The organism is Halovivax gelatinilyticus, from assembly GCF_024300625.1.
Taxonomy (GTDB): domain Archaea; phylum Halobacteriota; class Halobacteria; order Halobacteriales; family Natrialbaceae; genus Halovivax; species Halovivax gelatinilyticus.
Genome location: NZ_CP101322.1, coordinates 204,036 through 229,288 on the forward strand (window position 1 = coordinate 204,036; position 25,253 = coordinate 229,288).

A 25,253-nucleotide genomic window follows, 5' to 3' on the forward strand; every position below is an offset into this window, starting at 1 on the left:
GTCCGACCGGCGTGAGAGCGTTCGTTCGGGATGCAGGCTTCGGCCCGTCTGTCCGGGACGCGTACGCTTTTAGTCCGGCCGTCACATCTCACAGCACAGAATGTCCCCCGACACCGAGAGAGGACCGATCTCGCTTCTGACACCCGAGGCTCGTTCTGCGCTCGACCGGTCCGGCTACGGCTCCTGGCGGGCCATCGCCACGGCAGACGCCGTCTCGCTGGCCTTCGGGTTTCCCTATCCCGAGTCGCTCCCGACCGCGCGCCTCCAGGAATCGACCGGCGCCGTCCTCGACGACGAAGGCGAACGCGCCCTCCAGTACGGCGGCGGCGCGTACGCCGACCGGCTACAGACGTGGGTCGCGAAGCGGGAAACCGACCGCGGCATCGATCTCACCGATCGAGACGTGCTTCTCACCAACGGCGCAACGCACGCGATCGACAGCGTCTGTCGTGCGTTCTTAGACCCCGGCGACGTCGTCGCCGTCGAGGCCCCGACGTTCATGGGATCGATCCGCGTCTTCGAGAACTTCGGCGTCGACGTCGTCGGGCTTCCGGTCGACGACCGGGGCCTCGATGTCGACGCGTTCGCGGACCGATTGGAGCGCGCTCGCGCCGCGGGCGATCCGACGCCGACGCTCGTCTACACCATTCCGAACTTCCAGAACCCGACGGGGACGACGCTGCCCGAAGGCCGCCGGGTTCGCCTGCTCGAACTCGCCGACGAGTACGACTTCGTCGTGCTCGAAGACGACGCCTACGGCGATCTCCGGTACGAGGGGGAGCCGGAACGCCCGCTTTGCGCCCTCGACGAATCGGGGCGAGTGGTCCGTGTCGGATCGTTCGCGAAGACGATCGCACCGGGGGTCAGACTCGGGTGGGTTGTCGCCCCGGATCCAATTCGCGACGCCGTCGACGCGCTGGCCGCCGGGGGAACGAACACGTTCACCCGCAGCGTCGTCGGCCACTACTGTGACGCCGGTCACTTCGAAGACGCGATGCCGGAGTTGCGGACAGCCTACGCCGACCGACGCGACGCCATCCTGGCGGCGCTTGCAACGCACATGCCGGACGAAGCGACCTGGACCGAACCCGACGGCGGCTTCTTCGTCTGGCTCGAACTGGGCGACGACGTCGACACCGACGCGCTGCTCGAGGAGGCGATCGACGCCGGCGTCACGTTCCTCCCCGGATCGATGTTCTACCCCAACGACGGCGGGGAGAACGCGCTCAGGCTCTCCTTTAGCTACGCGGAGCCGGACGAGATCGACGTCGGAATCGGCGCGCTGGCCGCGGCGATCGACGCCCACCGTCGGGGATAGGCCATTATATCGGATTGGGTGGTACGTAGCGATCCGACCATGACCATCAGGTGTCTCAACTGCGGGAAGACCGAATCGCTCAGTCGGTGCCACGTCCACCTGGACGGCAACCAGGTCGTCGAAGGCGACCTCTGTCGAGCGTGTCACGAACGCTTCGACCGGGCCGAGTGGGCGACGGTCGTCGACCGGGCGTAGCGCCGCGTCCCACAGTACGGACCGACTATCCGTTGAGACGACGTTCGAGTGCCCGCTCGCACCGAGGACTCGGAGGCTCGCTCGAGGGGCATCGGCTCAATTCCGACGGCCTTGACCGCGTTTTCGTCGGCGACTCTCCAGCGCGCTCGCTGATGGCAACGAATATTACGATCCGAACGACAGCGTACAGACATGGTCCCGCAGCGGAACCCTCCTTCCCACGACGACCGCCTCCACCGGGTCGGTTCGACGGTCAGACGTCTGCCGGCCCGCACGCGCGAGCGGATCGCTCGCTCCGTTCCGAAATCAAAATCCGACCTGTGGCGGGCCGGCCGCGAGCGTATTCGCATCGACACTCGCTCGCTGGCCGTCTTCCGGGTCTTCGTCGGACTGCTCGTCGTCGCCGACTTGCTACTCCGATCGCGAAGCTTCTCCTTTTTCTACACCGACGACGGCGTCATCACCCAGGAGTTGGCGCGGCTGTACGCCCCCGATCACGCCGTTTCGATCTACTACTTCACGTCGGATCCGACGGTGATCGCCGGCCTGTTCGTTCTTCAGGGGCTGTTCGCCGTCCAGCTGATCGTCGGCTACAAGACGCGACTCGCGATGATCCTGACGTTTCTCGGCGTCATCTCGCTCGACCACCACAACCCGCTGGTGTTGAGCTACGCCGACACGCTGTTCCGACTGCTTTGCTTCTGGGCGATCTTCTTACCGCTCGGCGAACGGTGGTCGATCGACGCGCTCCAGCGCGAGCGCGCGCCGCGTCCGTCGGTCGCTAACCTGGCGACGCTGTTCGCGCTCTCGCAGATGGTGTTCATGTACGTCGTCAACGGGATCCACAAGACGCAGTCGCCGCTATGGCGCTCGGGCGAGGCGGCGCCGCTCGTCTTCGGGTTGGACGAGATGACGTTCCTGCTCGGTGATTCCTTCCGAGGGTTCGAGACGCTCTTGCAGATCGGCGGATTCACCTGGTTCGTCATGTTGCTGTTCGGCTGGTTGCTCATCGCCCTCCGCGGCAGGCCCCGACTCCTGTTGACCGGACTGTTCGTCGGCGGCCACCTCTCGTTCGCGCTCACCGTCAGAATCGGCGCGTTCGCCTACGTCGCGCTGGCTGGGCTCACGCTCTTCTTGCAGGGACAGTTCTGGCGCGACGGCGCGCTGGTAATAGATCGGCTGGGACTGTCTGCCCTCCCGGCGAAAATACAGTCGGGAACCAGTCGACCCGGACGGGCGCTCGCGACGGTACTCCCGACCCTGCGCGTCGAGTACGAGCCCATCGATCGGCTCCGTCGGGTGACCTACCGAGGAACGCTGACCGTCATCCTCGTGACCGTCCTCATCACCGCCCTCGTTGTACCCGTGCAGGCGATGGTGCTGTTGGATCAAGATCTGGACGAAGAAGAGCGATTCGAGAAGGCGGTCGAGGAGACGACCGGTATCGAGTACGTCTACACCGTCGCGTCCAGTCTGGGGATCGACCAGCCCGCCTGGAGCATCTTCGCGCCGACTCCGCGGACGACGGACAGGTACTACGTCTTCCCCGCCCGGACGGTCGACGGCGAGCGAATCGACGTCTACAACGACGGCCGGCCGTTCACCTTCGACCGGGCCTACGACGAACTTCAGAAACAACACGGCACCTACCGCGAGCGCTTCTACATGAACAGCATTCGTCGGGCGACGGTCGTCACGGACGCCCCCGAATTGCTCGCCGACCACCTCTGTGAGACCTGGCCGGATGAACACGGCACCGAGCTTCGATCGATCGAGATGTTCGAAGTGACCGAGGACGTCACCTTCGAGACGATCGACGATCACGAAAATCGTGACCGGGAGTACAGCTTCATCTATCGACACGGCTGCGGCGACTTCCCGGCCGAAATCGTCGCCATCCCGCCCGATCGGTGAGTCAATACCGCCCGTGACAGTACCATTTCCAGGCGGGTGAGTTGACGATCGACAATTGTGGCACCACCTTCCGAGTTCATTTCTCGTCAAAGCAGGTCTCGGTACACCGGAGTCGAGTGAAAACACCGACCCATGTGACGGAGCGCGGGTGTGAGAGAACGTGAGTGACCGCGGGATGGCCCAAACGCTTATTCCACAGATATTTGATTGATTACGTGTGCTTGATAGGGTTCCACGCCGGCGTCTCATCCGAGCAAGCGGTTACGTCAGCGTGATCGGGGTCTTCGCTGGCTACATATACCGGGCGAGCAATCGAGGTATTCTACATCGAGTCAGAAGCGTTACCACGACTCCTACTATCGACTACACCGTCGCAGATGACCGGATCCAGGAAGCTCGCATCACCGGATCGGGATTCGACTTCAAACTCTGGTGGAACGATCTATCGTCTGGAACGAACGAGATTGCCGTGACCCTCCAGGCGGCACTGACGATCGGTGACGATGGCGTCGCTCAGATGGGAGAGATCGCACGAGGATCGTTTACGGTCGAAGGAACTGTCGGGGAGATACGGGCGTCGGAGATTCGATGGGATGAACCACTCTTTCCCGTCGATATCATCGACGCGCACCCAGGAATCACCCCCGTCAAGCTCCACGAGACGATTCGACAGGCGAGTGAGGATAGCGAGCCAAGATTTCGGTTGCGATTTGAGTTCGACGAAGGAAGTGGATCGACCACGAAGACGACCATCACACGCCGCGCCCGTCTGCCTAGAAGCTATCTCCAGGAGGCGATGGCAGAGCGTCAATCGGGGTGAACAGGTAGGTCACATCTCGGTGAACTCGACTGCGCTGACGTGTGGTCTGCTGGTTGGTCATCAGGTGAAGCCGTTTCGCGAAACAATCCTTCGACAACGGTGTATTCAGCCCAGCAGTCGACGACATCAGTCAGGGAAACATCACCCTCGAGTCTGACTGGGTTCATCACACGGTCATACAGGTCGTGGAACCACAGCCCGCTGTACCCCCATACAGACCGCAGACCGTTCTACCAGGTTCGTTCGAGTTCGTAGCGTCGCGCTAAGGTCGGCGAATTCACGTATCGTCACCGTCTGCGGTGGGGAGCGTAACCGAAAATGTCGAGCCCTCGCCCGGTTCGGACTCGACCCAGATGTCCCCACCGTGGCGTTCGACGATGCGCTTACAGAGTGCGAGACCGATTCCCGTTCCCGCGCGTCCGTCCCGGGCGTGCAGGCTCTGGAACACTTCGAAGACCCGCTCTCTGTCGTCCGGGTCGATGCCGATCCCCTCGTCGGCGACTGAGACGGTCACCTCTGAGCCGTTGTGCACGGCCGAAATCTCCACCCGTGGCGGTTCGTCGCTGTACTCGATCGCGTTCGAAAGGAGGTTCTGGAATAACTGGCGTAACTGCCCTGGATCGCCCTCGACGCGAGGCAGCGACTCGACCGTGAGCGTGGTACCGGTCTCTTCGATCTTCATCTCGAGGTCCCGACGAACGTCTTCGATAACGACCTCGAGATCGATCGGCTCGAACGGGTCGCCGCGCCGTTCGACTCGCGAGTACGCGAGCAACCCCTCGATCATGTCACGCATCCGCTGGGCGCCGTCGACGGCGAAGTCGATGAACTCCGCACCGTCCTCGTCGAGCTCGCTCGCGTAGCGGCGCTCGACCAGCTGGAGGTAGCTCGTGACCATCCGCAGGGGCTCTTGCAGGTCGTGTGATGCGGCGTAAGCGAACTGTTCGAGGCGCTCGTTGGATGCTTCCAGCCGCCGCTCGAACTGTTTGCGCTCGGTGATATCGGCCAGGGCGCCGGGAAACGACACCGGCGTCCCGTCTTCGTCGTACTCGACGTGACCGCGCGCAACGACCCAACGAAGGTCGTCGTCTGCGTCCCGAACGCGGTACTCTTCTTCGTACGCCTCCCCCGATTCGACGACGTCCTCGATCGTTCGTCGGACTCGCTCCCGATCGTCGTCGTGGATGGCCGAGATGAACTGATCGAGCGGTACGCCCTCGGTCGCCGCCTCGGGATCGATCCCGTACTTCTCCGCGAAAGATGCGCTGGTTACCATCCGGTCATCGGGAATGTGCCACTCCCACGTCCCGACGGCACCGGCTTCGGCCGCCGCCTCCAGGCGCTCTTTCGTCTCCTCTAGGTAACGCTCGCGTTCGACCCGCTCGGTTACGTCGTTCGCCGCTCCGACCCACCCGGCGAGTTCGCCATCCTCGTCGAAGAGCGGCGTTGCACGAGAGACGAACCAGCCGACGGTACCGTCGTCACGAACGGTCCGGTGTTCCAGCTCGAAGCTACGTTTCGTCCGAATGGCCCCGTCGATGGCGTCCCGAACTCGCGGCTGGTCTTCGGGTGGGATATTCTGTTCGATCCACGACGACCGTCGCTCATCGGTGCCGGATTGGAAGTTCGCCCCTTCTAACGTCTGCACCTCGCTCCAATCTGCGTTCGTCGTGAACACGACGTCCGAGGTGGTGGTGACCAGCGCGCGAAATCGTTCTTCGCTCTCTCGCAACTGTTCGTACGCCTCTCGTTTCGCCTCTCGTAACAACTCCTGTCCGCGCAGGACGATGTCCGAGGCGAGCTGTATATCCGTCTCGTCTCGGTCCTGCAGGAGCTCCTGGTCGCCTTCCGCCTGCAGTTCCTGGACGATCGGCGTGATGTCCTCGACGCTGTGGATGATGTAGTCGAGGGTTCCAGCCGCGTCGAACACCGGCGAATTGATCGGATTCCACCAGCGTTCCTCGAATTCGTCGCCGTCGGCGTCGCGAGCGGGAATCGGGTAGTGCGTAACCGACATGACGTCGGCAGCCCCGGTCTCCGCGACGGTCTCGAGCGACTCGCGGAGGTTCTCGACGCCGTCGGCCGGGTCCTCAGGGTTGTTCGGAAAGATCTCGAACAGCGATTTTCCCAGGATCTCCGACCGATCGGTCATCGTCGCGTCCAGATACGCATCGCTCACGGCAACGATTTCGTACTCGTCGGGCTGGACGATGAGATAATTGCCGGGTACGTTCTCGAACAGTCGACGAAAGGTCGCTTCGGTGGCCTCCGTTGCCGTCCGGTTTCGTCCACCACGTTCGCGAACGACTCCGAGCGATCCCTGCCCGGTTTCGCCCGCGTCGAGTGCGGTCACTCGAACCTCACAGCGAACGTGGTTCCCCCCGGCGGTCTCCACGCTGAGATCGAGGACCTCGCGCTGGTCGGCGTCGTTCGATACGTGACGGTCGAGTTCGCGTTCGATCCGCTCGCTGTCGTCACCGAACAGGACGGACACGCGCTCGCCGAGGAGCTCCTCACGCGAGTATCCGGTCAGATCGACGATGGCGTCGTTGACCGAAACGAGGCGGTCGTCGGCGTCGAGTCGATAGATCCCGTCGTCGATCGTCTCGACGAGGGCGTGATAGTACTCGAGGGCCTCGGTGTCGTCCGTTTGCCCCCAGAACGGTTTTTCAGAAGCCCCCGCCCGGTCACCCATGGACACCATGAGAGCCTCGATTCAGATAAGCTCCGTGCCTAAACCCTCGGTGCGCTACGCTGAGTCGACAGTAATCCGATCGAGGCGGTCGGATTACCTCGGAGACGATGTCGTTCCACACGGACTGTTTCGGGCACCGTCGGAGATCGGTATCTGAGTGAACGGGCCACCGCGTCATAATTCATCGCCCACACCAGTAGATATAAGCCGTCTTACGATCAACTCGTTGACGGAAGCCGCGCTCTAACGGGGTAGAAATGCCCCGGGTGCTGAGACACCCAGGGCGCGGCTTCCAAAACCCACACACAGGGTTTTTGGTCGCCATGATTGCGTACACACTTCCGAGACAAAAAGGTCTCGCACGCTCGCGGTACGGAGAGTCGAATCGCTCCCCCTCGTTCGGTTTAGATTTCTCGAGTCGGGGTGGTATCTCTCGTTGGTGGATGGAACGACGGTACCGGAGGGGAGCATGAAAGCGATCGCGGAGATCGTCGCGTCGATCGACGACCGACCCGACCGCGAGTGCTATCGGTGTGATCGCGACGTTCCCGGCGACCAGCTCTGTCGACTCTCCTTTACGGTGTCCGATTCGCTGGCGGATCGATACGAATCGGTATCGCGGCCGTGTTGTATCGACTGCGCGGCGGCGCTCGGGATGCTGGAACTGACGGACTGGATAGATGAGAATCGGTGATTAATTCGAATGCAGTTATACTTCTAGTGGTGTGCAGGTTTATATCGGAATTAGGCGGGTAGTGTTTCGTAGATGACTTCCAACATTTGCGAAGAACTATGCAGACGTGTTCCTAATAGGAAATATATGCCTAATAGGAAAGGGTCGGTGACGATCGCACTGTAGCACCCGTTTCCTGACGAGCGGATCTTCCGGTATCAGGCGATGCAAGACCTTCTGTCCGTTCTCATCGATCAGCCGTACGACGAGTTCACGGGCAGTGAACTCGCTGCCCTGATCGACGCCGATCGGTCGACCGTCTCGAAGGCCGTTTCGCTTCTCACGAGCGTCGACGCGGTAGAGACGCGTCGAGACGGCCGAAAGCGGTTCGTGCGCGTAAACCGTGATCGTCTATCCAAACCCGATCCGATCCTGTCGATTGCACAGACCGAATTTCATCAACCCGTCCACGCATTCGTCGAACGGGCTCGTGAAAATCTCGACACATTGGCCGGAATCGTCCTCTTTGGAAGCGTCGCCCGAGGGAACGCCGATCGAGCGAGCGACATCGATCTCCTCGTGCTCGTAGCGGAAGATAAAACGGCTGCACGACGGACCGTCCAGTCCATCGTCAGGGAACTCGAGGAAACGACGTTCGACGGGGACCGATATACGTACCAGCCGTTGGTCGAATCCACCGAAAGCGCACGGAGAATCGGTGACCGGCTTCGGGAACAGTTCAACGAGGGGATTACGCTCGTCCCCTCGGACCAGCTTACCGACGTGAGACGGGAGGTGTACGCCGATGGTGAATAACGCCATCCGAGACGATCTCGTGGCGGCCGAACGAACGTTCGAGCGGTCACCCGTGACGATCGAGGAGGGGCTCGACGTGGAAGACCCGGAATTGGTACAGCTACGCCGGGCGTGTCGTCTGCTCGCGGCCGGGTCGTCGCTTCTCGAACAGGGTTACTATACGGTCGTGATCGAACCGTCGTTCGTCGCGACAGAACGAACCATTCAGTTTCGGCTCATTCACGACGGAGCTATGGCACCTGAGGAGGTCATCAGCAGCCACCGGCGACTCTACCAACGAGGCGCAACGGCCGGGCTCTACGACGAACGGTTCGGTGAGCAACTCGCCGACCTGTGGAACCACAACCGGACGAAGACGTACTACCGACTCGGAATCGCGACCGAAGAGCAAGCCATGGCGATGTCCCAGTTCGCCACCACCTTCCACCGACACCTCGTCTCGACGAGCCGAACCAAACACGAGTGCGTCTGCGAGACCCCGCCCAGGGAGCGGTGACCGACTGTCCGAGATTCGAACGACGGTCTATCCGTTCTGAAAACCGAAAACGACCGCCCCGCTCGACAACGGCGCGGTTCGTCAATAGAAATTTCAGCCTCAGTCGCTGATGAACTTGTTATCGCGCCAGTTGACGCCGCTCGTCGACCCCGTCGAATCTCGCGGGCCCTCGACGACCTCGACGTCGGCCGGACGGACCTCGCCGTCGACGATCCGGGTGGCTTCGAGTTCGCCCCCGTTGTCGGTGATCGCCGTCAGCGTGCCTTTCTCCGACTGCTCGGCGATGTCACAGAGGACGAGAAACATCTCGTACTGCAACAACGAATTCTGGAGGACGGTCTCGCGGTCGCCCTTGAACGCGGCGTACTCGACGAGTTCGGACTCGATCTCCTCTTCCTCGTCGTCCTCCCAGCGGAAGGCGTTGCGGTGTTCGTCCGGGTCCTCCTCGTAGACGCGGTTTTCGGTAACGCTGGCTTTTAGCTGGGCCGACGGGGTGTACTTGCTCACGCTCTCGTCTTCGGCGTCGGCTTTGAGGATGAGCGTGTTGTTTCGCCGGGTGAGTTCGACGTCTGTGATGCCGTCGGGATAGGTCGCTTCGTCGAGGTGATCGTGAAGGTCCTCGAGTGGCAGTTCGAGCGTCGAGTGCAATCGATACACGTGGCTGGATTCCTCAGTTGACATGGGTAAGGGTACGTGGGCTAGTCGCTTGTCTCCATATACGAGACCGGCGCTTATATGAACTGCTGTTCGATACCGGAGCCAGATTCGCGCATGAATCTAAAACCGAATGCCACCTTGATCGAATGAAGTACGGATGAGTCACAAAATTATCTGCGCGAATCGAGTCGGAGAAATACAGACGGCCGACACCGGGTCTCACTGCGCGCCGACGGTCTCCGCCAGTTCGCCGCGCTCGTGGAGTTCCTCTAGAATGTCGCTGCCGCCGACGAACTCGCCGTCGACGTACGTCTGCGGGATCGTCTCCCAGCCGCTGTGAGCCGACAGCGCCTGCCGGTACTCTGGGAGCGATTCGAGCACGTCGACCGTCTCGACGTCGTCTCGGTGCTGAGAGAGGAGGCCGAGCGCCTTCCGGGAGTAGCCACACTGGGGCATCAGCGCGGTCCCCTTCATGAAGAGGACGACATCGTTCTCCTCGATCGCGGTCTCTACCTGCTCGGTCACTTCCTCCTGATCGAGCCCTTGGTTCGGTGGGAAGTCCATACGCAGGGTACAGGCGGTCGCCGGATATGCCTTGCGCCATCGGCGAACCGTTACTCCGACCGCGCGGCCTCGATCTCCTCGACGAACTTCGCGGCGCGACGTTCGATCGAGTCGAAATCGCCCGATTCGATCGCCTCGCGGTCGACCAGATCGCCGCCGACGCCGACCGCCACCGCTCCCGCGTCGACGTAGTCACCGACGTTCTGGAGCGTCACTCCGCCGGTCGGGATCAACGAGACGTCGCCGAACGGGCCAGACAGCGCCGAGAGGTGGGCGGGGCCGACGCTTCCGGCCGGGAACACTTTGAGCGCGTCGGCGCCCGCCTCGATCGCGGAGACGGCCTCGGTCGGCGTGAGAACGCCACACAGCGAGGCGACGTCCCGACGGTTGCAGGCACGGACGACATCGAGCGCCGCGTGAGGCGTGACGACGAACGTTGCGCCGGCGTCGATCACGACGGCCGCTGACTCCGCGTCGAGAACGGTTCCGGCCCCGACGACGGCGTCCGTCTCGGCTAGCTCCGCGCGAAGCGTCGCGATCTTCGCCGCGGCGCCCGGATCGTCCGCGGTGATCTCGATGCCGGAGACGCCGCCGTCGACGAGCGCCTCGGCGACGGGGAGGACCGTCGATTCGTCGACACCGCGGAGGACGGCCACGACGCCGTCGTCGGCGATCCGATCGAGCGGGTCCGGCGAAGAGGGTGATCGAATCATCGGGTCACACCTCGTCGAACAGTTCCTCGCCTTCGACCATGTGCGCCTCCACGGCGTCCATATCGAGCGTCACCCCGAGTCCCGGCTGCTCGGGCACCTCGATGTAGCCCTCCTCGATGACCGTCTCGGAGACGAGGTCGTCCCACCAGTCGAGTTCGTAGGAGTGAAACTCGACGGCGAGCGCGTTCGATATCGCCGCCCCGACGTGGACGCTCGCGACGGTCGCAACGGGCGAGGAGACGTTGTGCATCGCCACGGGGACGTAGTAGAGGTCGGCCAGATCGGCGATTTTGACCGTCTCGCGCATGCCCCCGACTTTCGGCAGGTCGGGCGCGACGATGTCGACGGCGCCTTCTTCCAGTAGCCGCCGCTGACCGTGGGTTCGGTAGACGTTCTCCCCGGCGGCGATCGGCGTGCTCGTCGATCGCGTTACCTCGCGCTGGACGTCGTGATTCTCCGGCGGGACGGGATCTTCGAGCCACCAGACGTCGTACTGCTCGAGTGCCCTGGCCAATCGTTTCGCGCTGTCGCCGGAAAACGACCAGTGACAGTCGAAGGCGACGTCAGCGCGGTGGCCGACCGCCTCGGTCACGGCCTCGACGATGGCCTTCTTGTGGGCGATCTCCGCGTTACGGAGGTGGCGATTTGCCCGATCCTTCTCGTGGCCCGACGGAACGTCGAGATCGAACTTCAGCGCGTCGTACCCGAGGTCGGAGACGACGCGTTCGGCCTCCTCGGCGACGGCGATCGGATCGGCCGCCGGCGGGTCCTCACCAGTGGGTTTTCCGTCCGGTGGCCCCGCCCCACCCTCAGTTTCGGTGTGACAGTCACAGTAGACGCGCACCGCGTCGCGGTACTTCCCGCCGAGCAGCTGGTAGGCCGGCACCTCGAGAATCTTCCCGGTTATATCGTGCAGGGCGATCTCGATCCCCGAGATGGCCGTGACGGTGACGCCGCCGATGGACCCCTCACCCGACATCCGCTGGATAAGGTGCTCGGTCAGACGATCGATGTCGAGCGGGTTCTCGCCGACGAGAAACGGCGCCATTCGCTCGATTAACTCGGGCGCGCCGGCGCCCCAGTAGGCCTCGCCCGTGCCGACGATGCCGGCGTCGGTGTAGACGCGCACGAGCGTCCACGGAAAGTTGCCGTCGACCATCGTGGTCTGGACGTCCGTGATCTCGACGTCGCGGCCGCCGCCACGGTCGGCCGTGACGCCCATCGATTCGGCCGCAAGATCGCGCATCGTGTACTCGGCGTTCGGATCGCGAAGCCCGCGATAATCGATCCCCATGCCCGTCACAATCACCCGGACGATTGTAGCCCTTGTTTCACGGCGAGTGACCGGTACGCCGCACTGACCGTCCCGCTTCGAAACGTGGCCAGATCAGTCATCACGAGCCGCCGGCGTTGACTTACTCCGCAGACGATCGGTCGTCGTTTCCCGGACCGACGCTGATCACTTGAAGCAGCGAGTAGACGGGAACGCCGTCGAGTTCGTCGACCCCGCGCTTGTCCGCGAGCACCACGCAGGCGAGCGGTTTCCCGCCGTCGTCGCGGATCGCGTCGATCGTCTCGGCCATCGTCGTGCCGCTCGTAATCGTATCGTCGACCACGTAGCACTCCCGGTCGCGTATCTCGGCGAAGTTGTGGCTGAACGTTCCGGCCAGTTCCTCGATGTCGCCTTCGTCCCACTGGTGTTTCGCCGGCGTGTAGGTCGCCAGGTCGGTTTCGAGTTCGCGGGCGACCAGGGCGGCGATGGGGCCGCCCGCCTTCTCGATACCGACGGTCAGATCGACGTCCTCGCCGTGTTTTTCCAGGAGATCCGCCATCGCGATCGCCATCGCGTCCATCCGGCGCGAGTCGCGACCGATCGCCGACCAGTCGACGTGGATGTCGGGCGTTGTGCCGTCGTCTGTGGCTCGGGCCGTCGAGTCGTCGTCAGCGGCGTCGCTTCGCTCGACGAGCCAGCTCGCCGTCTCGCGCGAGACGTTGAGTTCGTCCGCGATCTCTCCGCGCGACAATCCCTGCTCGGCGAGCGCAGCCGCACCTTCGATGAGGTCGTCGACGTTCTTCATGGCCCGGGCTACCACGCGGACACTAAAAGGGCTACCATGGTCCCGGCATCGATCCGTGCTAGCGTCGATCGTGCACGCATATCAACGACTGGAAGACTCCAGGCGTCACCGATCGAATTCCTCCCAGACGGCACCCATCCGCTCGTAAATCCACGGAACAATTTCTCGAGAGAGGACGTCGAAAAGCGAGACGGGGTAGGATCTGTCTTCACCATCTTCGTGATGAGCCGCCGGTGGCGCGTGAAAGTGTTCTCGAGTGTAGTCCGCACTGTCGTGTCGATCCCAACGGGCCATCCACTCTGTTTCGTGGTGAGTTTCGACGTACGTCACGTGGAAATCGCCGTTCGTGTACGCCTGGATCTCGACTGACGTTTCCGAGACGAACTGACGCGGGTAATACTGTGCATTCAGGGTACAGACCACAGAGTCCGGGTGAGTGGATGGGAATACGGAAACACCTGAGATCCACCGTTCGTCGCCGAGAACCGACGCGATCTCGCGCAGCACCGCTCGATTCGGATTGCGCTTCGTCCTCCTGCCCGCCACGGTCACGCGATTCCTTCCTCGGCCGATCGGTATTCTCGGGCACGGCGCAGGTCACGTATCTCCGCCCTGATCGCCTCCCAGTTGTTCAGGTCCTGCCAGATATTCTCCGGATCGTCGTACTCGAGCGGGTCGATCTCGCCGGGGTCAACACCATCGTACTCCTCCCGGTAAGCCGCCTCCTCGGAAAGCAGGTCATCGAGTCGACCGGCGAACTCCTCTTTCGGCAGATTCGCCAGTCGATCCAGTCGTCGCCACTCGAAGTACGATTCGTTTCGCCGGTAGGCCGCCGGATCGGGTATCACCCTGGTGAGAACGCCGATCTCGACCAGCCGATCGAGATGGCGGCGGGCGGCGTTTTTCGAACAGTCGGCTCGCTCGGCGATCGCCGAGACTCGCGTCGGTTCGACGAGTTCGAGCGCGACCCGATAGACGCGTTCGTCCGTCGGGGCGTCAGCCAGGCGGGTAGACAGATCTGATGAAAAGTCCGTCTCAGGCGGGCCACCCTCGTCCGTCGGTGCGTTCATGCGAACAAATACGAGCGACTGCGAAATATATGTACTGGTGATCGATGGGCCGATCACGCACATGTCGACTCGCTGCGACGGTCGATCGATCAGGTGACACACGGAGCGTAGCCGACTACCCGAAAAGGAGTCCAACGTCGTCGACCCTGACTACTCCAGGACGACCAGCGTATCGCCCATGTCGACGCTGTCGCCCTCTGCGACCGCGACCTGGCTCACGGTCCCGCCGCGCGCGGCCACGATGTCGTTTTCCATCTTCATCGCTTCGAGCACGACGACGACATCTCCGGCGGCCACGTCGTCGCCCTCGGCGACCTCGACGGAGAGGACCGTCCCCTGCATCTCCGCGGAGACGGACTCGCCGTCTCCGGAAACCGCCGCCTCGGACCCGCCGTCGTCGCTGCTCCCCGTCTGGGGACGCTGGGGCGGCGAGCCGCCACCACCGTTCGAAAGCGGTGCGGCGCCGCGCTCTTCGAGGTCGACTTCGAAGCGCTTGCCGTTGACCTCGACCGTGAACTCGCGTTCGACGACCTGAACGTCGTCGGCCGAGGCGCTGGGTTCGGCCGGGCCCCAGCGTTCCTGTGCGTCAGAAAGGCGCTCGGGATCGAGTTCTTCGTCGAGGTACTTTGTCGTGTGCGTCCCCGCGACGAACCGATCGTCCGTACAGGTCAACCGGTGGAACGGAACGATGGTCGTCACGCCCTCGATCTCGTACTCCGCGAGCGCGCGCTTTGAGCGGGCGAGACACTCCTCGCGATCTGCGCCCCAGACGATGAGCTTCGCGATCATCGAGTCGTAATCGGTGACCAGCTCGTCGCCCTGTCGCATCGCGTCGTCGACGCGAACGCCCACGCCACCCGGTGGATCGTAGGTCGTGAGGACGCCGCCTGTGGCCGGCTGGAAGTCCTTGGCGGCGTTCTCAGCGTTGATGCGGAACTCGATGGCGTGGCCGTCGATCTCGACGTCGTCCTGTGCGAAGTCGAGTTCCTCGCCCGCGGCGACCCGTAGCTGCCACTTCAGGATGTCGATGCCCGTGATCTCCTCGGTGACGCAGTGTTCGACCTGAATCCGCGTGTTGACCTCGAGGAAGTAGAAGTTCGCGTCCGGCCCCAGGAGGCCGTCGCGGTCGACGTCCTCCTCGACGAGAAACTCGACGGTGCCGGCGTTCGTGTAGTCGGCCGCCGCGACGCCGCGGCGAGCCGCCTCGCCGATCTTCTCGCGGAGTTCGTCGGAGAGTGCCGGCGACGGGCCCTCCTCGACGACCTTCTGGTGACGGCGCTGGAGCGAGCAGTCGCGCTCGCCCAGGTGGCGGACGTTGCCGTGGTGGTCGGCGACGATCTGAACCTCGATGTGACGGGGATTCTCGAGGTAGCGCTCCAGGTAGACGGAGTCGTTACCGAAGTACGCCTCACCTTCGCGCTTTGCGCTCTCGAGTTCGTCGGCCGCGTCGTCGGCGCTCTCGACGACCTTCATCCCGCGACCGCCGCCACCGCCTTCGGCCTTGATCGCCACGGGGTAGCCGTGTTCGTCGCCGAAGGTCTCGACTTCCTCGACCTCCTCGACTGGATCCGTCGTCCCGGGGACGATCGGCACGTCCGCGTCGTTCATGATCGTCCGCGCCTTCGTCTTCTCGCCGAGCGCCTCCATGGCGTCGCTCGACGGCCCCACCCAGGTGAGAGTTTCTTCGTTCTCCACTTTCCGCGCGAACTCGGCGTTCTCCGCGAGGAACCCGTAACCGGGGTGGATCGCGTCGGCGCCGGCCTTCTGGGCGGCGTCGATAACGGCCTCGTGATCGAGGTAGGAGTCGGCCGCACGCGCGGGGCCGACGTTGTACGCTTCGTCGGCGTAGCGGACGTGTCCGCCGTTTTTGTCCGCCTCGGAGTAGACCGCGACCGTCTCGACGCCCAGTTCCTCACAGGCCCGCATGACCCTGACCGCGATTTCGCCGCGGTTCGCCACCAGTACCTTCTCGAACATTCCTGTTTGAACGGTCGGAAGGGCCGTACCTTATTGTTTCGCAAACGACTCGGAGAGGACGAACTGTCACGCAGGGTTCCGCTCGGACGATTTCAACCGAACATCGAGCGGTTCGATCGAATCGATCGTCGTTCAGAATCGATCGATTCGGCCCGACGCGGCCCACGGATCCCGGGGGGCGGCCGTCGGTACGCGACTAGCGCGTCCCGTTATGGCGTCGAGGCGGCCGGCGAACGCCCACCGCCGTTCGTCCCAGGAGTCCGTCTCGTCCGCCCGGGAGGCCGCGAGTTCCCGGTCGCGCAGGTGCGCACCGATGACGGCCGCGATCGCCGCGGTCTCCTCGGGAGTCGCCGACGGCGGGATCGAGAGTGAAACGTCGGCCGGCAGGAGTCCATCGACGCCGTCAGCGTCGGGAGTCGTATCGGTGGGTTCGACGGTCGACTCGTCGTCCGTGTCGTCGACCGACGATCGATCGGAGTGGGCGTTTCGACTCATCAGAGCGGGATGTTGCCGTGTTTCTTCTGGGGATTTTGCTCGCGCTTGGATTCGAGCATTTCGAGGTCGCGGATCAGCCGTGGGCGGGTTTCCGTGGGTCGGATGACGTCGTCGAGAAAGCCCTTGTCCGTCGCCGTGTACGGATTCGCGAACTCCTCGCGATACTCCTCGATGAGTTGTTCGCGAAGCGCGTCGGGATCGTCGGCGTCGGCGAGTTCCTCACGGTAGAGGATGTTGACGGCACCCTTCGGTCCCATAACAGCGATTTCGGCCGTCGGCCAGGCGTAGTTGACGTCCGCGCCGAGGTTCTTCGAGGCCATCACGCAGTAGGCGCCGCCGTAGGCCTTCCGGGTGATGACGGTAAGTAGCGGCACCGTTGCTTCGGAAAACGCGTAGAGCAATTTCGCTCCGTGGCGAATTATTCCGCGGTGTTCCTGGTCGGTACCGGGCATGTAACCGGGGACGTCGACGAATGTCACGATCGGGATGTTGAACGAGTCACAGAAACGGACGAATCGCGAGGCCTTCATCGAGGCGTCGACGGTGAGCGTTCCAGCGTTGACCCGCGGCTGGTTGGCCACGAGGCCGACGGATCGGCCGTCGAGTCGCCCGAATCCGACGACGATGTTCTGGGCGTAGTTCTCAGCCACCTCGAAGAACGACCCCTCGTCGACGACCGTCTCGATGACGCTCGTCATGTCGTAGGGCTTTTGCGGATTGTCGGGGACGATCGATTCGAGCGCGTCGTCCCGGCGGTCCGGGTCGTCCCACGGCTCGACGCGTGGCGGATCCTCGACGTTGTTCTGTGGGAGATACGAGAGCAGCCGTCGGATGTCGTCGAGCGCTCCCTCTTCGGACTCGCAGGCGAACTGGGCGACCCCGGTTTCGCCGGCGTGCGTCATCGCCCCGCCGAGTTCCTCGTGGGTGACGTCCTCGCCGGTGACGGTCTTCGTCACGCCGGGACCGGTGATGTACATGTGACTCGTGTCTTTCACCATGAAGATGAAGTCCGTAATCGCCGGCGAGTAGACGGCACCGCCGGCACACGGACCCATCGTGGCCGAGATCTGTGGGATGACGCCGCTTGCTTCCTGATTGCGTCGGAAAATTTCGGTGTAACCCGCCAGACTCTTGACGCCCTCCTGAATGCGAGCGCCGGCGGAGTCGTTGAGTCCGATGACGGGCGCGCCGACGTCCATCGCCATGTCCATCACCTTACAGACCTTTTCGGCGAAGACCTCGCCGAGCGAGCCGCCGAAGACGGTAAAGTCGTGAGCAAAGACGAAGACGGTTCGCCCGTCGACCTCGCCGTAGCCCGTCACGACGCCGTCGCCTTTGATCTTCATCTCGTCCATCCCGAAGTTCGTCTCCGCGTGGGTGCGAAGCTGGTCGAATTCGGTGAACGTCTCGTCGTCGAGGAAGTACTCGATGCGCTCGCGGGCGGTCATCTTTCCTTTCTCGTGCTGGCGTTCGATCCGCCGCTCGCCGCCGCCGAGCAGCGCCTCCTCCCGGAGCGCCTCGAGTTCCTCGATACGCTCTTCCATCGTCATGGGTCGATCCTCCGAGCGCCGGTCATTGTCGGGTCGAAGGACCAGCCCGACAAAAAACGTTCTGAAGGCGCAACCGATCCGGTCAGATCGTCGTCAGGGCCGGAAGCCCGCGTTATTCGAGGAATTCGGCGAAATCTCCGGTCAAAAAGTCGTAGTAGCCGGTGAGTGCGAGGGCGAGCGAGATGAGCAGGACGAGGATGACGGGCACGCGAACGACCCAGATCCACACCCGCGCCCACGCGCCGAGGTCGCCGATCCCCCGCTCTAGTTCGGCGACAGCCCGGTCGGCGCCGATCCAGGCGACGAGTATCATGAGCAAGATGCCGCCGGTGACGAGCAGAATCTCCGCGGCGAAGATGTCGTAGAGGTCGACCATGATCGGTTCGTCCTCGTGGGAAAAGAGCGCGACGGGGACGCCCAGGAGGAACATGCCCCCACCGATGATGGTGGCGGCGCGGGCGCGAGTCGCCCCGTACTCGTCGATCACGAACGAGACGACGACCTCCATCAGACTGATCGCGGACGAAAGGGCCGCGATCGCGAACATCGCGAAAAAGAAGATTCCGATGAGCGTCCCGTACTGGACGTCGGCGAACGCGCCCGCGAGCGCGACGAAGATCGCCCCCGGCCCGGGTTCGGCCGCGCCGATTCCGGCCGCAAAGAGGATCGGAAAGACGATGAGTCCGGTCAGGACGGCGATAGCCGTGTCGAACCCGACGATGATTCCTGAGTCCTCCGCGAGGTTGCGATCCTCACCGAGGTAGGAGGCGTAGGTGATCATCACGCCCATTCCGAGCGAGAGTGTGAAAAACGCCTGACCCGCCGCCGCGGGGACGATAGACCGCCAGTCGTCCGCGAGCACGTCCAGATCCGGCGAGAGATAGTACGTGTACCCCTCGGTCGCTCCACCGAGCGTCCCCGCGTAGACGGCGAGACCGATCATGATGACGATGATCGACGGCACCATCAGCTTGACCGCGTACTCGATCCCTCGACGCACGCCGAGGGCGACGATGGCGATCGTCGCGGCCATGAAAATCGCGTGGAACAACACGGCGTCGAGACCCGTCGCGATGTCGAGGAAGTACGTCTCCGGATCGTCCGTGTAGCCCCCGGTGACGCTGCCGACGAAGTATCTGACCACCCACCCCGCGACGACGCTGTAGTACGAGAGGATGAGAAACCCGATCAGGATGAACAGCCCGCCGACGAACCGCCATGCGCCGCCGCCGAACTCCCTGAGCGCGCCGACCGGGCTCCGCTCGGTCTGACGGCCGATCGTGAACTCGACGAGCATCGCGGGGACGCCGATCAGAAGGATGAAACCGAGGTACAGGAGTAAAAACGCGGCACCGCCTTCCTCTCCCACCTGGAACGGAAATCGCCAGACGTTACCCAGCCCGACGGCGCTTCCGACGGCCGCCAGAACGAATCCCATCCGCGTCGCCCACGTCTCGCGCGCGATGCGGTCGGTTCCCATACCCGACGGTCACGTGGATCCGACAAGGGTAATCAGACCGTACACGTATCCCAACGGCGGAATTTTCGGAAAAATTCGGCACACATGTCTATCAAAATGACCAGTTAATCCGATAAGTTCACTGTCAACCCGAAGTGTTCTTAAATATAATAAGTACTGACCTATGTGAAGTCATCGCACAAATACTTTATAATAGCCCGCTATACGATACGCTATGGCACGGAACCTCAACCGAAGACGGGTGCTCGGAGGTATCGGCGCGGTAGGAGCGGCGACGGTCGCCGGCTGTCTCGGTGACGACGATCCGGTAGACGACGATCCCGGAACCGACGACGGAGACGCCCCGGGGACGGACCCGGACGACCGCGAAGTGATGCACGGCATCCTCCAGCCGGAAACTGGCGACCTCGGCGAACTGGGTACGCCGATCGCTGACGCCGCGGAGCTGCCGAGCATTCAGCTCGACGACGAGGGAAGCGATTTCGAAATTACCGTCCAGCGTGAGGACAGCGAGACGCTCTCTGAGGCGGGTATCTCCCGGGCGGAGGACATCGTCGCCGCCGGGAACCCGTCGTTCACCGGTGCCGCGGCGTCCGACGTTACCATCCCGGTCGCAGAGAGTGTCGCCATTCCGGAACAGATCGTCATGATCTCGCCCGCCAGTACGGCCCCCGAGATCACCGACCTCGACGGCGACTACATCCTCAGGACGTGCCCGAGCGACGCCCTCCAGGGTGCGGTCATGGGCGAACTGGCCTACGACGACCGGGGCTGGGAGACGGCCGCGACGATGTACACGAACGACGCCTACGGCCAGGCGTTGAACCGTGAGTTTTCGAACGCGTTCGAAGACGAGGGCGGTGAAATCGTCGGGGACGTCTCGTTCGAGCCCGAACAGTCCTCGTACGTCTCCGAACTCGAGAGCGCTCTCGGCGACGACCCCGACTTCCTGATGCTGGTCGCGTTCCCGGTGAGCGGCATCCAGATCTTCCGAGACTTCTACGAAGGGTTCGACGAGATTCCTGTCATGGTCACCGACGGCCTGATCGAAGACGGCCTGCCGGACGACGTCGACAACCCGATGGACAACGTCATCGGTACCTCGCCCGGCGCCGACGGGCCGGAGGTCGACGCGTTCAACGAACTATACGAGGACGAGTACGGGACCTCGCCGGGCGTCTTCAACGCGCAGGCCTACGACGCCAGCGCGGTCCAGATCCTGGCAAACCTGCGAGCTGGAGACAACGACGGCCAGGCCGTCTCTCAACAGGTCAGAGCCGTAACGGACCCCGGCGGCGAGGTCGTCGGCCCGTCGAACTTCGCCGAAGCGGTCGAACTGGCCGCAGACGGCGAAGAGATCGAGTACCAGGGCGCCTCGAGTCCCGTCGAGTTCGACGAGAACGGGGACATGACGGCCGTCTCCTACGACATCTACGAGTTCGGCGACTACGAGATCAACGTCGTCGACTCGCTCGACTTCGAGAACTGATCGGCCACGATTCGAACTCGCAACGAATGCGGCATTTTTCGGTCAACCCTCGCGCGTAGCCGCCAGAAGGCTCGCACGTTACTAACGGACAGCGTTGCCGACGATCGAATACGGACGGTAAAATTTAGCCCCCGAGGAAGTCGCGTCTGACCTGTTCGTCGGCGAGCAGGGCGTCACCGTCGTCCTCGTACCGGTTGCGGCCCTGAACGAGAACGTACCCTCGATCGCAGCGTCTGAGCGCCTCTTTCGCGTTCTGTTCGACCATCAAGATTGCCGTGCCGGTCTCGTTGATGAGGTCGACGCGGTCGAACATGTCGTCGACCAGGTCGGGTGCCAGACCGGCGGAGGGTTCGTCGAGCAAGAGGAGATCGGGTTCGAGCATCAGCGCCCGACCCATCGCGACCATCTGCTGCTGACCGCCGCTCATACTCCCCGCCTTCTGATCCTGTCGCTCTTCGAGGATGGGAAACCGATCGAAGATCAGTTCCAGCGCGTCCTCCGGCACCTCGTCCAGGATGTAGGCGCCCATCTCGAGGTTCTCGCGAACCGACAACGACGGGAAGACGTTGTCGTTCTGTGGAACGTAGCCGACGCCGTGGGTGATGATCTCGTCCGGTCGAAGCCCGCTGATCTCCGCACCGTTGAAGGTGATGCTGCCGCCCATGTACGACGTGAGCCCGAAGACCGACTTCATCACGGTCGACTTTCCGGCTCCGTTCGGTCCGACGATCGTAACGTACTCGCCGTCGTCGACGGACAGTTCGATGTCATATAGCACCTGGAGATCGCCGTACCCTGCGTCGAGCGAGTCGATCGTGAGCATCTACACGTCACCTCCGAGGTAGGCTTCGATAACCCGTTCGTTTTCCTGTATCTCCGCCGGCGATCCTTCGGCGAGCACCTGTCCCTGGTGCATGACGATCACGTGTTCACAGTGTTCCATAATGACGTCCATGTCGTGTTCGACGAGCAGGAACGTGTACCCGTCATCTCTCAGTTCGTGGATTCGATCCAGCAGTTTCACCTCGAGCGAAGGATTCACCCCGGCCATCGGCTCGTCCAGAAGGAGCATGTCGGGGTCGGTGAGCAGCGCCCGCGACAGTTCGAGCAGTTTGCGCTGGCCGCCCGAGAGATTTCCGGCCTCCTCGTGGGCGAGGTGGTCGATCTCGAAGAGTTCGAGCGTCTCCCAGACCCGATTGAGCAGTTCACGCTCTTCTTCGATGACGCCCCGTCGAGTCAGCGGTGCCACGGACCGAAGGAACGACTCGCCCAGTTGCCCTTCGAACGCGAGCAACATGTTCTCTAGGACAGTCATCTCGCTCAGGTCGCGTGCGATCTGGAACGTCCTGACGAGACCGCGGTTGGCGATCTGGTTCGGACTCATTCCGGTGATGTCGGCGCCTTCGAACAGGACCGTCCCGGCGTTCGGCGAGTGAACGCCGGTTATCAGGTTGAACGTCGTCGACTTACCGGCGCCGTTCGGGCCGATGAGGCCGGTGATCGACCCGCGTTCGACCTCGAAACTCACGCCGTCGACGGCGACGACGCCCCCGAACCGTTTTTCGAGATCGCGCACGCGAAGCGGCGGTCCAGCTGGATCGGTCGTCGAACCCTCGCCGCCGGCGCTCGGCGTGTCGACCTCGCGTTCGGCCGTATCTCCGGCTTCGACGTCACTCATCGCCCTCACCTCCGGCCGTTCCGCGGGCGTCCATCGTCGCGTTCGGCGACTGTTCACGTCGAAGGTCGAGCGGCGAGGCCGGTTCATTTCGATGACCGAGCAGCCCGTCAGGTCTGTAAATCATCAGTAAGATCAGGATGATGCCGAAGAGCACGAATCGAAGGTTCGGTAACTCGCCGATGACGTAGCCGACGATGTAGAGCGGATCCCCGGCACCGAACGCTTCGTAGACGGTGTTTGGACTGGGAAGGGACACGTTCTGGCGAACGATCCGCTGGACGTACGGCGGTCCCTCGAAGAGCAGGCCGACGAAGACGAACGCCCCGACGACACTCCCGGTGTTGGAACCGGAGCCACCGATTATGAGCGCGATGAAGATGTAGAAGGTGACGATCGGCAAGAACGCGTTCGGATCGACGTAGCCGTTTCGACCCTGCCACATGATCCCGGCGAGGCCCATGATCGCACAGCCGAGGACGAACACCTTGACTTTCACCAGGTTCGTATTCTTTCCGAGCGATTTCGTCGCGAGTTCGTCCTCGCGGATGGCCTTGAGTACGCGGCCGAAGGGAGAGTTACCGGTCCGAACCATGAGCCAGAAGATCAGGACGACCAGCAGCACCAGCGTCAGGGTGTAGATCCAGTTTTCGACCGTGGTCCGACCGATCCCGAGCGAATTGGTGATCGTCAAGATCTGATAGCCGAGGACGTTCGTTCCCTGGCTCGGATCACCGCCCTGGTAGAGGACCCACTCGGGTACGAACGCCTCGAGTCGGGTGAAACTGATGCCCGATCCGCCGCCCGTTCCGAGCTCTCTTCCGAGAACGCTAAATTCAGCGAGCGCGCCCGAGGTGACCAGCAATCTGATGACTTCCGCGAAGGCGAGCGTGACGATCGCGAAGTAGTCTGCGCGTATTCTGAGCGCCGGCAGAACGACGATCAGCCCAACCAGTCCAGCCGCAACGACGCCGAGGACGATCGCCACCGGCATCGGAAGTCCGAGCCCAGCCGGTCCGAACCCGGGGTCGGGGTCCGACACCGCAATCGCCATCACGTACGCTCCGACGGCCATGAACCCGGCGACGCCGATGTTGAACAGTCCCGTATAGCCCCAGTGGAGGTTGAGAGCGAGCACGACGAGCGCGTACGAGGCACCGAGGAACGTGACCGTCCGCAACGTTCGCATCACGCCGCTGGTCCCGAGACCCGCGATCATCCCCAGGGCGATGATGAACGCGTAGACGGCCAGTAGTGATCCGACGATGACCGCAAGGTCGGCCTGCCACCGGGGGAGTTGTGCGAACCGGTCTCTGAATCCCGTCGGTTCGTCTGACGTCGATTCGGCTCCGTTCGTTTCGTCTCTGGGTTCGTCTTCACTCATGCGGTTTCAACACCTCCGAAGAGCCCCTGCGGGCGATAAATCAGGATCAAGATCATCAACATGAACGCCGCGACTCGCGTGAGATCACCCGAGATCCAGACGAGCATCATGTTGTCGACCAGTCCGATGATCAGGCCGCCGGCGATCGCCCCGTAGATCGATCCGATGCCGCCTAAGATAACCGCGGCGAAGATCAAGAGCAGGAGGAACCAACCGGTGTTGAAGCTAAGCGTTCCCTGCTCTAAGACGATTAGATAGCCGGCGACCCCCGTCAACCCCGCGCCGATCACCCACGTCGCCAGGATCACCCGCTCGGTTGGGATGCCGGTGATCAGCGCCAGATCGCGGTTGTCGGCCATCGCCCGCATCGCCTTCCCGAGTTTCGTATACTGCAACACCGTGTGGAGGGCGATCATGAGGATCAGCGCCGAGACGACCAGGATGACCTGGTGAACCGCGACCGAGTCCGTCCAGAACACGGTCCAGTGGTCGAACATCGGCGAACTTCGAACGACGCCGCGGGTCCGTTCGCCGTAGAAGAACACGATGATGTACCGGAGCGCGAGGGCGACCCCGATACTCGCGATCAAGAGCGGTATTCCCCCGGCTCTGCGCATCCGACGATAGACGAGCCGATCGATTACGAGCGCGACCGCGATTGTCGCGACTGCGGCAACGATCAGCCCGGCGATCATCGCGACCGGTTCGCCGTAGATGTGGAGGTCGAGTTCGCGCGCGGAGGTAGACCGATCCGCGTTCAGAAGGAGGCGCGAACCGATTCCCGCCGCGCCGATACCGCCGATCAGCCACGCGACCGTCCAGCCCGTGAACGCTCCCGTCGTGATCAGATCGCCGTGAGAAAAGTTCGCAAATCGAAGAATGCTGTACGTCATCGACAGCCCCACCGCGGCGAGACCGTACACCAGCCCGTCGACCAGTCCCCGCCAGAGGTACGTCGAGAAGGTAGAAAATCCGAGATCACCGAGCGCCAGTCGCCGAAACAGATCCAGCACCATCAGGAGGACCCCAGCAACCAGCAACAGCCCGAACCGTTGTTCCCACGTCAAGTTCGTTGCAGTCCGACTCGCACCTTCAATAGCCATACTGATAGTGATATCTGTGATTGGGGGTCAAATAGTTCACGCAATATGTTGGGAATTGACTCGGTTGTGATTGGCATGGCATCGTGTCGAA

The 25,253-nt window shown here is 62.9% G+C and carries 24 protein-coding genes; 8 read left to right on the forward strand and 16 right to left on the reverse strand.

The window, feature by feature from the left end; translation table 11 throughout:
- The first annotated feature begins 100 nt into the window (after positions 1–100).
- The 4 genes from NKH31_RS00905 (at position 101) to NKH31_RS00920 (ending at position 4,247) form a co-directional block, all read left to right on the forward strand.
- A complete protein-coding gene (locus tag NKH31_RS00905; RefSeq protein ID WP_254863254.1) occupies positions 101–1,318 on the forward strand; it encodes an aminotransferase-like domain-containing protein in 1,218 nt (405 codons plus the stop codon).
- A gap of 39 nt (positions 1,319–1,357) precedes the next feature.
- Entirely contained in the window at positions 1,358–1,513 is a 156-nt protein-coding gene (locus NKH31_RS00910; RefSeq protein WP_254863255.1) for a hypothetical protein, read from the forward strand.
- Between the two features lie 192 nt (positions 1,514–1,705).
- Positions 1,706–3,427 (forward strand): HTTM domain-containing protein, encoded by a 1,722-nt coding sequence (locus NKH31_RS00915; RefSeq protein ID WP_254863256.1) that lies wholly within the window; start codon positions 1,706–1,708, stop codon positions 3,425–3,427.
- Positions 3,428–3,896: 469 nt separating this feature from the next.
- A complete protein-coding gene (locus tag NKH31_RS00920) occupies positions 3,897–4,247 on the forward strand; it encodes a hypothetical protein (RefSeq protein WP_254863257.1) in 351 nt (116 codons plus the stop codon).
- Between the two features lie 277 nt (positions 4,248–4,524).
- On the opposite strand, the gene NKH31_RS00925 is transcribed toward NKH31_RS00920, so the two are convergent.
- Positions 4,525–6,942, reverse strand: a complete 2,418-nt coding sequence (locus NKH31_RS00925; protein ID WP_254863258.1) for a PAS domain S-box protein — start codon at positions 6,940–6,942, stop codon at positions 4,525–4,527.
- A 439-nt stretch (positions 6,943–7,381) separates the two neighbouring features.
- Here NKH31_RS00925 and NKH31_RS00930 point away from each other — a divergent pair, with 439 nt between their 5' ends.
- The 3 genes from NKH31_RS00930 (at position 7,382) to NKH31_RS00940 (ending at position 8,927) form a co-directional block, all read left to right on the forward strand.
- The gene (locus NKH31_RS00930; protein WP_254863259.1) at positions 7,382–7,636 is read left to right on the forward strand and encodes a hypothetical protein; all 255 of its coding nucleotides are present in this window, start codon (positions 7,382–7,384) and stop codon (positions 7,634–7,636) included.
- A gap of 204 nt (positions 7,637–7,840) precedes the next feature.
- The gene (locus tag NKH31_RS00935; protein ID WP_254863260.1) at positions 7,841–8,431 is read left to right on the forward strand and encodes a nucleotidyltransferase domain-containing protein; all 591 of its coding nucleotides are present in this window, start codon (positions 7,841–7,843) and stop codon (positions 8,429–8,431) included.
- Entirely contained in the window at positions 8,421–8,927 is a 507-nt protein-coding gene (locus NKH31_RS00940; RefSeq protein WP_254863261.1) for a DUF8154 family protein, read from the forward strand. Before NKH31_RS00935 ends, NKH31_RS00940 begins: the two co-directional genes overlap by 11 nt.
- 99 nt (positions 8,928–9,026) lie before the next feature.
- Here the strand turns inward: NKH31_RS00940 and NKH31_RS00945 are convergent, their stop codons facing one another.
- The 11 genes from NKH31_RS00945 to NKH31_RS00995 all read right to left on the reverse strand — a co-directional run bounded on the left by NKH31_RS00945 (position 9,027) and on the right by NKH31_RS00995 (position 19,511).
- Complete coding sequence (locus NKH31_RS00945) at positions 9,027–9,608, reverse strand: DUF7110 family protein (RefSeq protein ID WP_254863262.1); 582 nt, start codon at positions 9,606–9,608, stop codon at positions 9,027–9,029.
- Positions 9,609–9,803: 195 nt separating this feature from the next.
- Complete coding sequence (locus NKH31_RS00950) at positions 9,804–10,148, reverse strand: glutaredoxin family protein (protein WP_254863263.1); 345 nt, start codon at positions 10,146–10,148, stop codon at positions 9,804–9,806.
- Positions 10,149–10,198: 50 nt separating this feature from the next.
- Entirely contained in the window at positions 10,199–10,861 is a 663-nt protein-coding gene (locus tag NKH31_RS00955; RefSeq protein WP_254863264.1) for a bifunctional 4-hydroxy-2-oxoglutarate aldolase/2-dehydro-3-deoxy-phosphogluconate aldolase, read from the reverse strand.
- A gap of 4 nt (positions 10,862–10,865) precedes the next feature.
- Positions 10,866–12,155: a mandelate racemase/muconate lactonizing enzyme family protein gene (locus tag NKH31_RS00960; RefSeq protein WP_254863265.1), complete on the reverse strand. Its 1,290-nt coding sequence runs from the start codon at positions 12,153–12,155 to the stop codon at positions 10,866–10,868.
- A 121-nt stretch (positions 12,156–12,276) separates the two neighbouring features.
- Entirely contained in the window at positions 12,277–12,939 is a 663-nt protein-coding gene (gfcR, locus tag NKH31_RS00965) for a transcriptional regulator GfcR (RefSeq protein WP_254863266.1), read from the reverse strand.
- A gap of 105 nt (positions 12,940–13,044) precedes the next feature.
- A complete protein-coding gene (locus tag NKH31_RS17845; RefSeq protein WP_484496864.1) occupies positions 13,045–13,491 on the reverse strand; it encodes a toxin-antitoxin system TumE family protein in 447 nt (148 codons plus the stop codon).
- A complete protein-coding gene (locus NKH31_RS00975; RefSeq protein WP_254863268.1) occupies positions 13,488–14,009 on the reverse strand; it encodes a DUF7342 family protein in 522 nt (173 codons plus the stop codon). Before NKH31_RS00975 ends, NKH31_RS17845 begins: the two co-directional genes overlap by 4 nt.
- 150 nt (positions 14,010–14,159) lie before the next feature.
- Positions 14,160–15,986 (reverse strand): acetyl-CoA carboxylase biotin carboxylase subunit, encoded by a 1,827-nt coding sequence (locus NKH31_RS00980; protein ID WP_254863269.1) that lies wholly within the window; start codon positions 15,984–15,986, stop codon positions 14,160–14,162.
- Between the two features lie 132 nt (positions 15,987–16,118).
- Positions 16,119–16,481 carry a DUF8022 family protein gene (locus NKH31_RS00985; RefSeq protein ID WP_305038424.1) on the reverse strand — a complete coding sequence of 121 codons (363 nt, stop codon included), beginning with the start codon at positions 16,479–16,481 and terminating at the stop codon, positions 16,119–16,121.
- Positions 16,481–18,025: an acyl-CoA carboxylase subunit beta gene (locus tag NKH31_RS00990; RefSeq protein WP_254864840.1), complete on the reverse strand. Its 1,545-nt coding sequence runs from the start codon at positions 18,023–18,025 to the stop codon at positions 16,481–16,483. The genes NKH31_RS00985 and NKH31_RS00990 overlap by 1 nt, the downstream gene beginning before the upstream one ends.
- Positions 18,026–18,143: 118 nt before the next feature.
- Complete coding sequence (locus NKH31_RS00995) at positions 18,144–19,511, reverse strand: sodium-dependent transporter (RefSeq protein WP_254863270.1); 1,368 nt, start codon at positions 19,509–19,511, stop codon at positions 18,144–18,146.
- A gap of 214 nt (positions 19,512–19,725) precedes the next feature.
- On the opposite strand from NKH31_RS00995, the gene NKH31_RS01000 reads away from it, so the two are divergent.
- Complete coding sequence (locus NKH31_RS01000; RefSeq protein ID WP_254863271.1) at positions 19,726–21,000, forward strand: ABC transporter substrate-binding protein; 1,275 nt, start codon at positions 19,726–19,728, stop codon at positions 20,998–21,000.
- 124 nt (positions 21,001–21,124) lie between these two features.
- On the opposite strand, the gene NKH31_RS01005 is transcribed toward NKH31_RS01000, so the two are convergent.
- Genes NKH31_RS01005 through NKH31_RS01020 form a run of 4 tightly spaced genes read right to left on the reverse strand, consistent with a single transcriptional unit; the run spans position 21,125 to position 25,162 of the window.
- Positions 21,125–21,823, reverse strand: coding sequence for an ABC transporter ATP-binding protein (locus NKH31_RS01005; RefSeq protein ID WP_254863272.1), 699 nt, complete (start codon positions 21,821–21,823; stop codon positions 21,125–21,127).
- Complete coding sequence (locus tag NKH31_RS01010) at positions 21,824–22,678, reverse strand: ABC transporter ATP-binding protein (protein WP_254863273.1); 855 nt, start codon at positions 22,676–22,678, stop codon at positions 21,824–21,826.
- A complete protein-coding gene (locus NKH31_RS01015) occupies positions 22,671–24,059 on the reverse strand; it encodes a branched-chain amino acid ABC transporter permease (RefSeq protein ID WP_254863274.1) in 1,389 nt (462 codons plus the stop codon). The genes NKH31_RS01010 and NKH31_RS01015 overlap by 8 nt, the downstream gene beginning before the upstream one ends.
- Positions 24,056–25,162 carry a branched-chain amino acid ABC transporter permease gene (locus NKH31_RS01020; RefSeq protein WP_254863275.1) on the reverse strand — a complete coding sequence of 369 codons (1,107 nt, stop codon included), beginning with the start codon at positions 25,160–25,162 and terminating at the stop codon, positions 24,056–24,058. The genes NKH31_RS01015 and NKH31_RS01020 overlap by 4 nt, the downstream gene beginning before the upstream one ends.
- Positions 25,163–25,253: the final 91 nt, after the last annotated feature.

Coding starts and splice junctions, on each gene's coding strand:
- NKH31_RS00975 (WP_254863268.1), bottom strand. CDS start 14,009: ATGAACGCACCGACGGACGAGGGTGGCCCGCCTGAGACGGACTTTTCA.
- NKH31_RS01015 (WP_254863274.1), bottom strand. CDS start 24,059: ATGAGTGAAGACGAACCCAGAGACGAAACGAACGGAGCCGAATCGACG.
- NKH31_RS00960 (WP_254863265.1), bottom strand. CDS start 12,155: ATGGGGATCGATTATCGCGGGCTTCGCGATCCGAACGCCGAGTACACG.
- NKH31_RS00915 (WP_254863256.1), top strand. CDS start 1,706: ATGGTCCCGCAGCGGAACCCTCCTTCCCACGACGACCGCCTCCACCGG.
- NKH31_RS01010 (WP_254863273.1), bottom strand. CDS start 22,678: ATGAGTGACGTCGAAGCCGGAGATACGGCCGAACGCGAGGTCGACACG.
- NKH31_RS00980 (WP_254863269.1), bottom strand. CDS start 15,986: ATGTTCGAGAAGGTACTGGTGGCGAACCGCGGCGAAATCGCGGTCAGG.
- NKH31_RS00955 (WP_254863264.1), bottom strand. CDS start 10,861: ATGATTCGATCACCCTCTTCGCCGGACCCGCTCGATCGGATCGCCGAC.
- NKH31_RS00995 (WP_254863270.1), bottom strand. CDS start 19,511: ATGGGAACCGACCGCATCGCGCGCGAGACGTGGGCGACGCGGATGGGA.
- NKH31_RS01005 (WP_254863272.1), bottom strand. CDS start 21,823: ATGCTCACGATCGACTCGCTCGACGCAGGGTACGGCGATCTCCAGGTG.
- NKH31_RS00945 (WP_254863262.1), bottom strand. CDS start 9,608: ATGTCAACTGAGGAATCCAGCCACGTGTATCGATTGCACTCGACGCTC.
- NKH31_RS00990 (WP_254864840.1), bottom strand. CDS start 18,025: ATGGAAGAGCGTATCGAGGAACTCGAGGCGCTCCGGGAGGAGGCGCTG.
- NKH31_RS00905 (WP_254863254.1), top strand. CDS start 101: ATGTCCCCCGACACCGAGAGAGGACCGATCTCGCTTCTGACACCCGAG.
- NKH31_RS01000 (WP_254863271.1), top strand. CDS start 19,726: ATGGCACGGAACCTCAACCGAAGACGGGTGCTCGGAGGTATCGGCGCG.
- NKH31_RS00940 (WP_254863261.1), top strand. CDS start 8,421: ATGGTGAATAACGCCATCCGAGACGATCTCGTGGCGGCCGAACGAACG.
- NKH31_RS01020 (WP_254863275.1), bottom strand. CDS start 25,162: ATGGCTATTGAAGGTGCGAGTCGGACTGCAACGAACTTGACGTGGGAA.
- NKH31_RS00910 (WP_254863255.1), top strand. CDS start 1,358: ATGACCATCAGGTGTCTCAACTGCGGGAAGACCGAATCGCTCAGTCGG.
- NKH31_RS00950 (WP_254863263.1), bottom strand. CDS start 10,148: ATGGACTTCCCACCGAACCAAGGGCTCGATCAGGAGGAAGTGACCGAG.
- gfcR (WP_254863266.1), bottom strand. CDS start 12,939: ATGAAGAACGTCGACGACCTCATCGAAGGTGCGGCTGCGCTCGCCGAG.
- NKH31_RS00925 (WP_254863258.1), bottom strand. CDS start 6,942: ATGGGTGACCGGGCGGGGGCTTCTGAAAAACCGTTCTGGGGGCAAACG.
- NKH31_RS00935 (WP_254863260.1), top strand. CDS start 7,841: ATGCAAGACCTTCTGTCCGTTCTCATCGATCAGCCGTACGACGAGTTC.
- NKH31_RS00985 (WP_305038424.1), bottom strand. CDS start 16,481: ATGAGTCGAAACGCCCACTCCGATCGATCGTCGGTCGACGACACGGAC.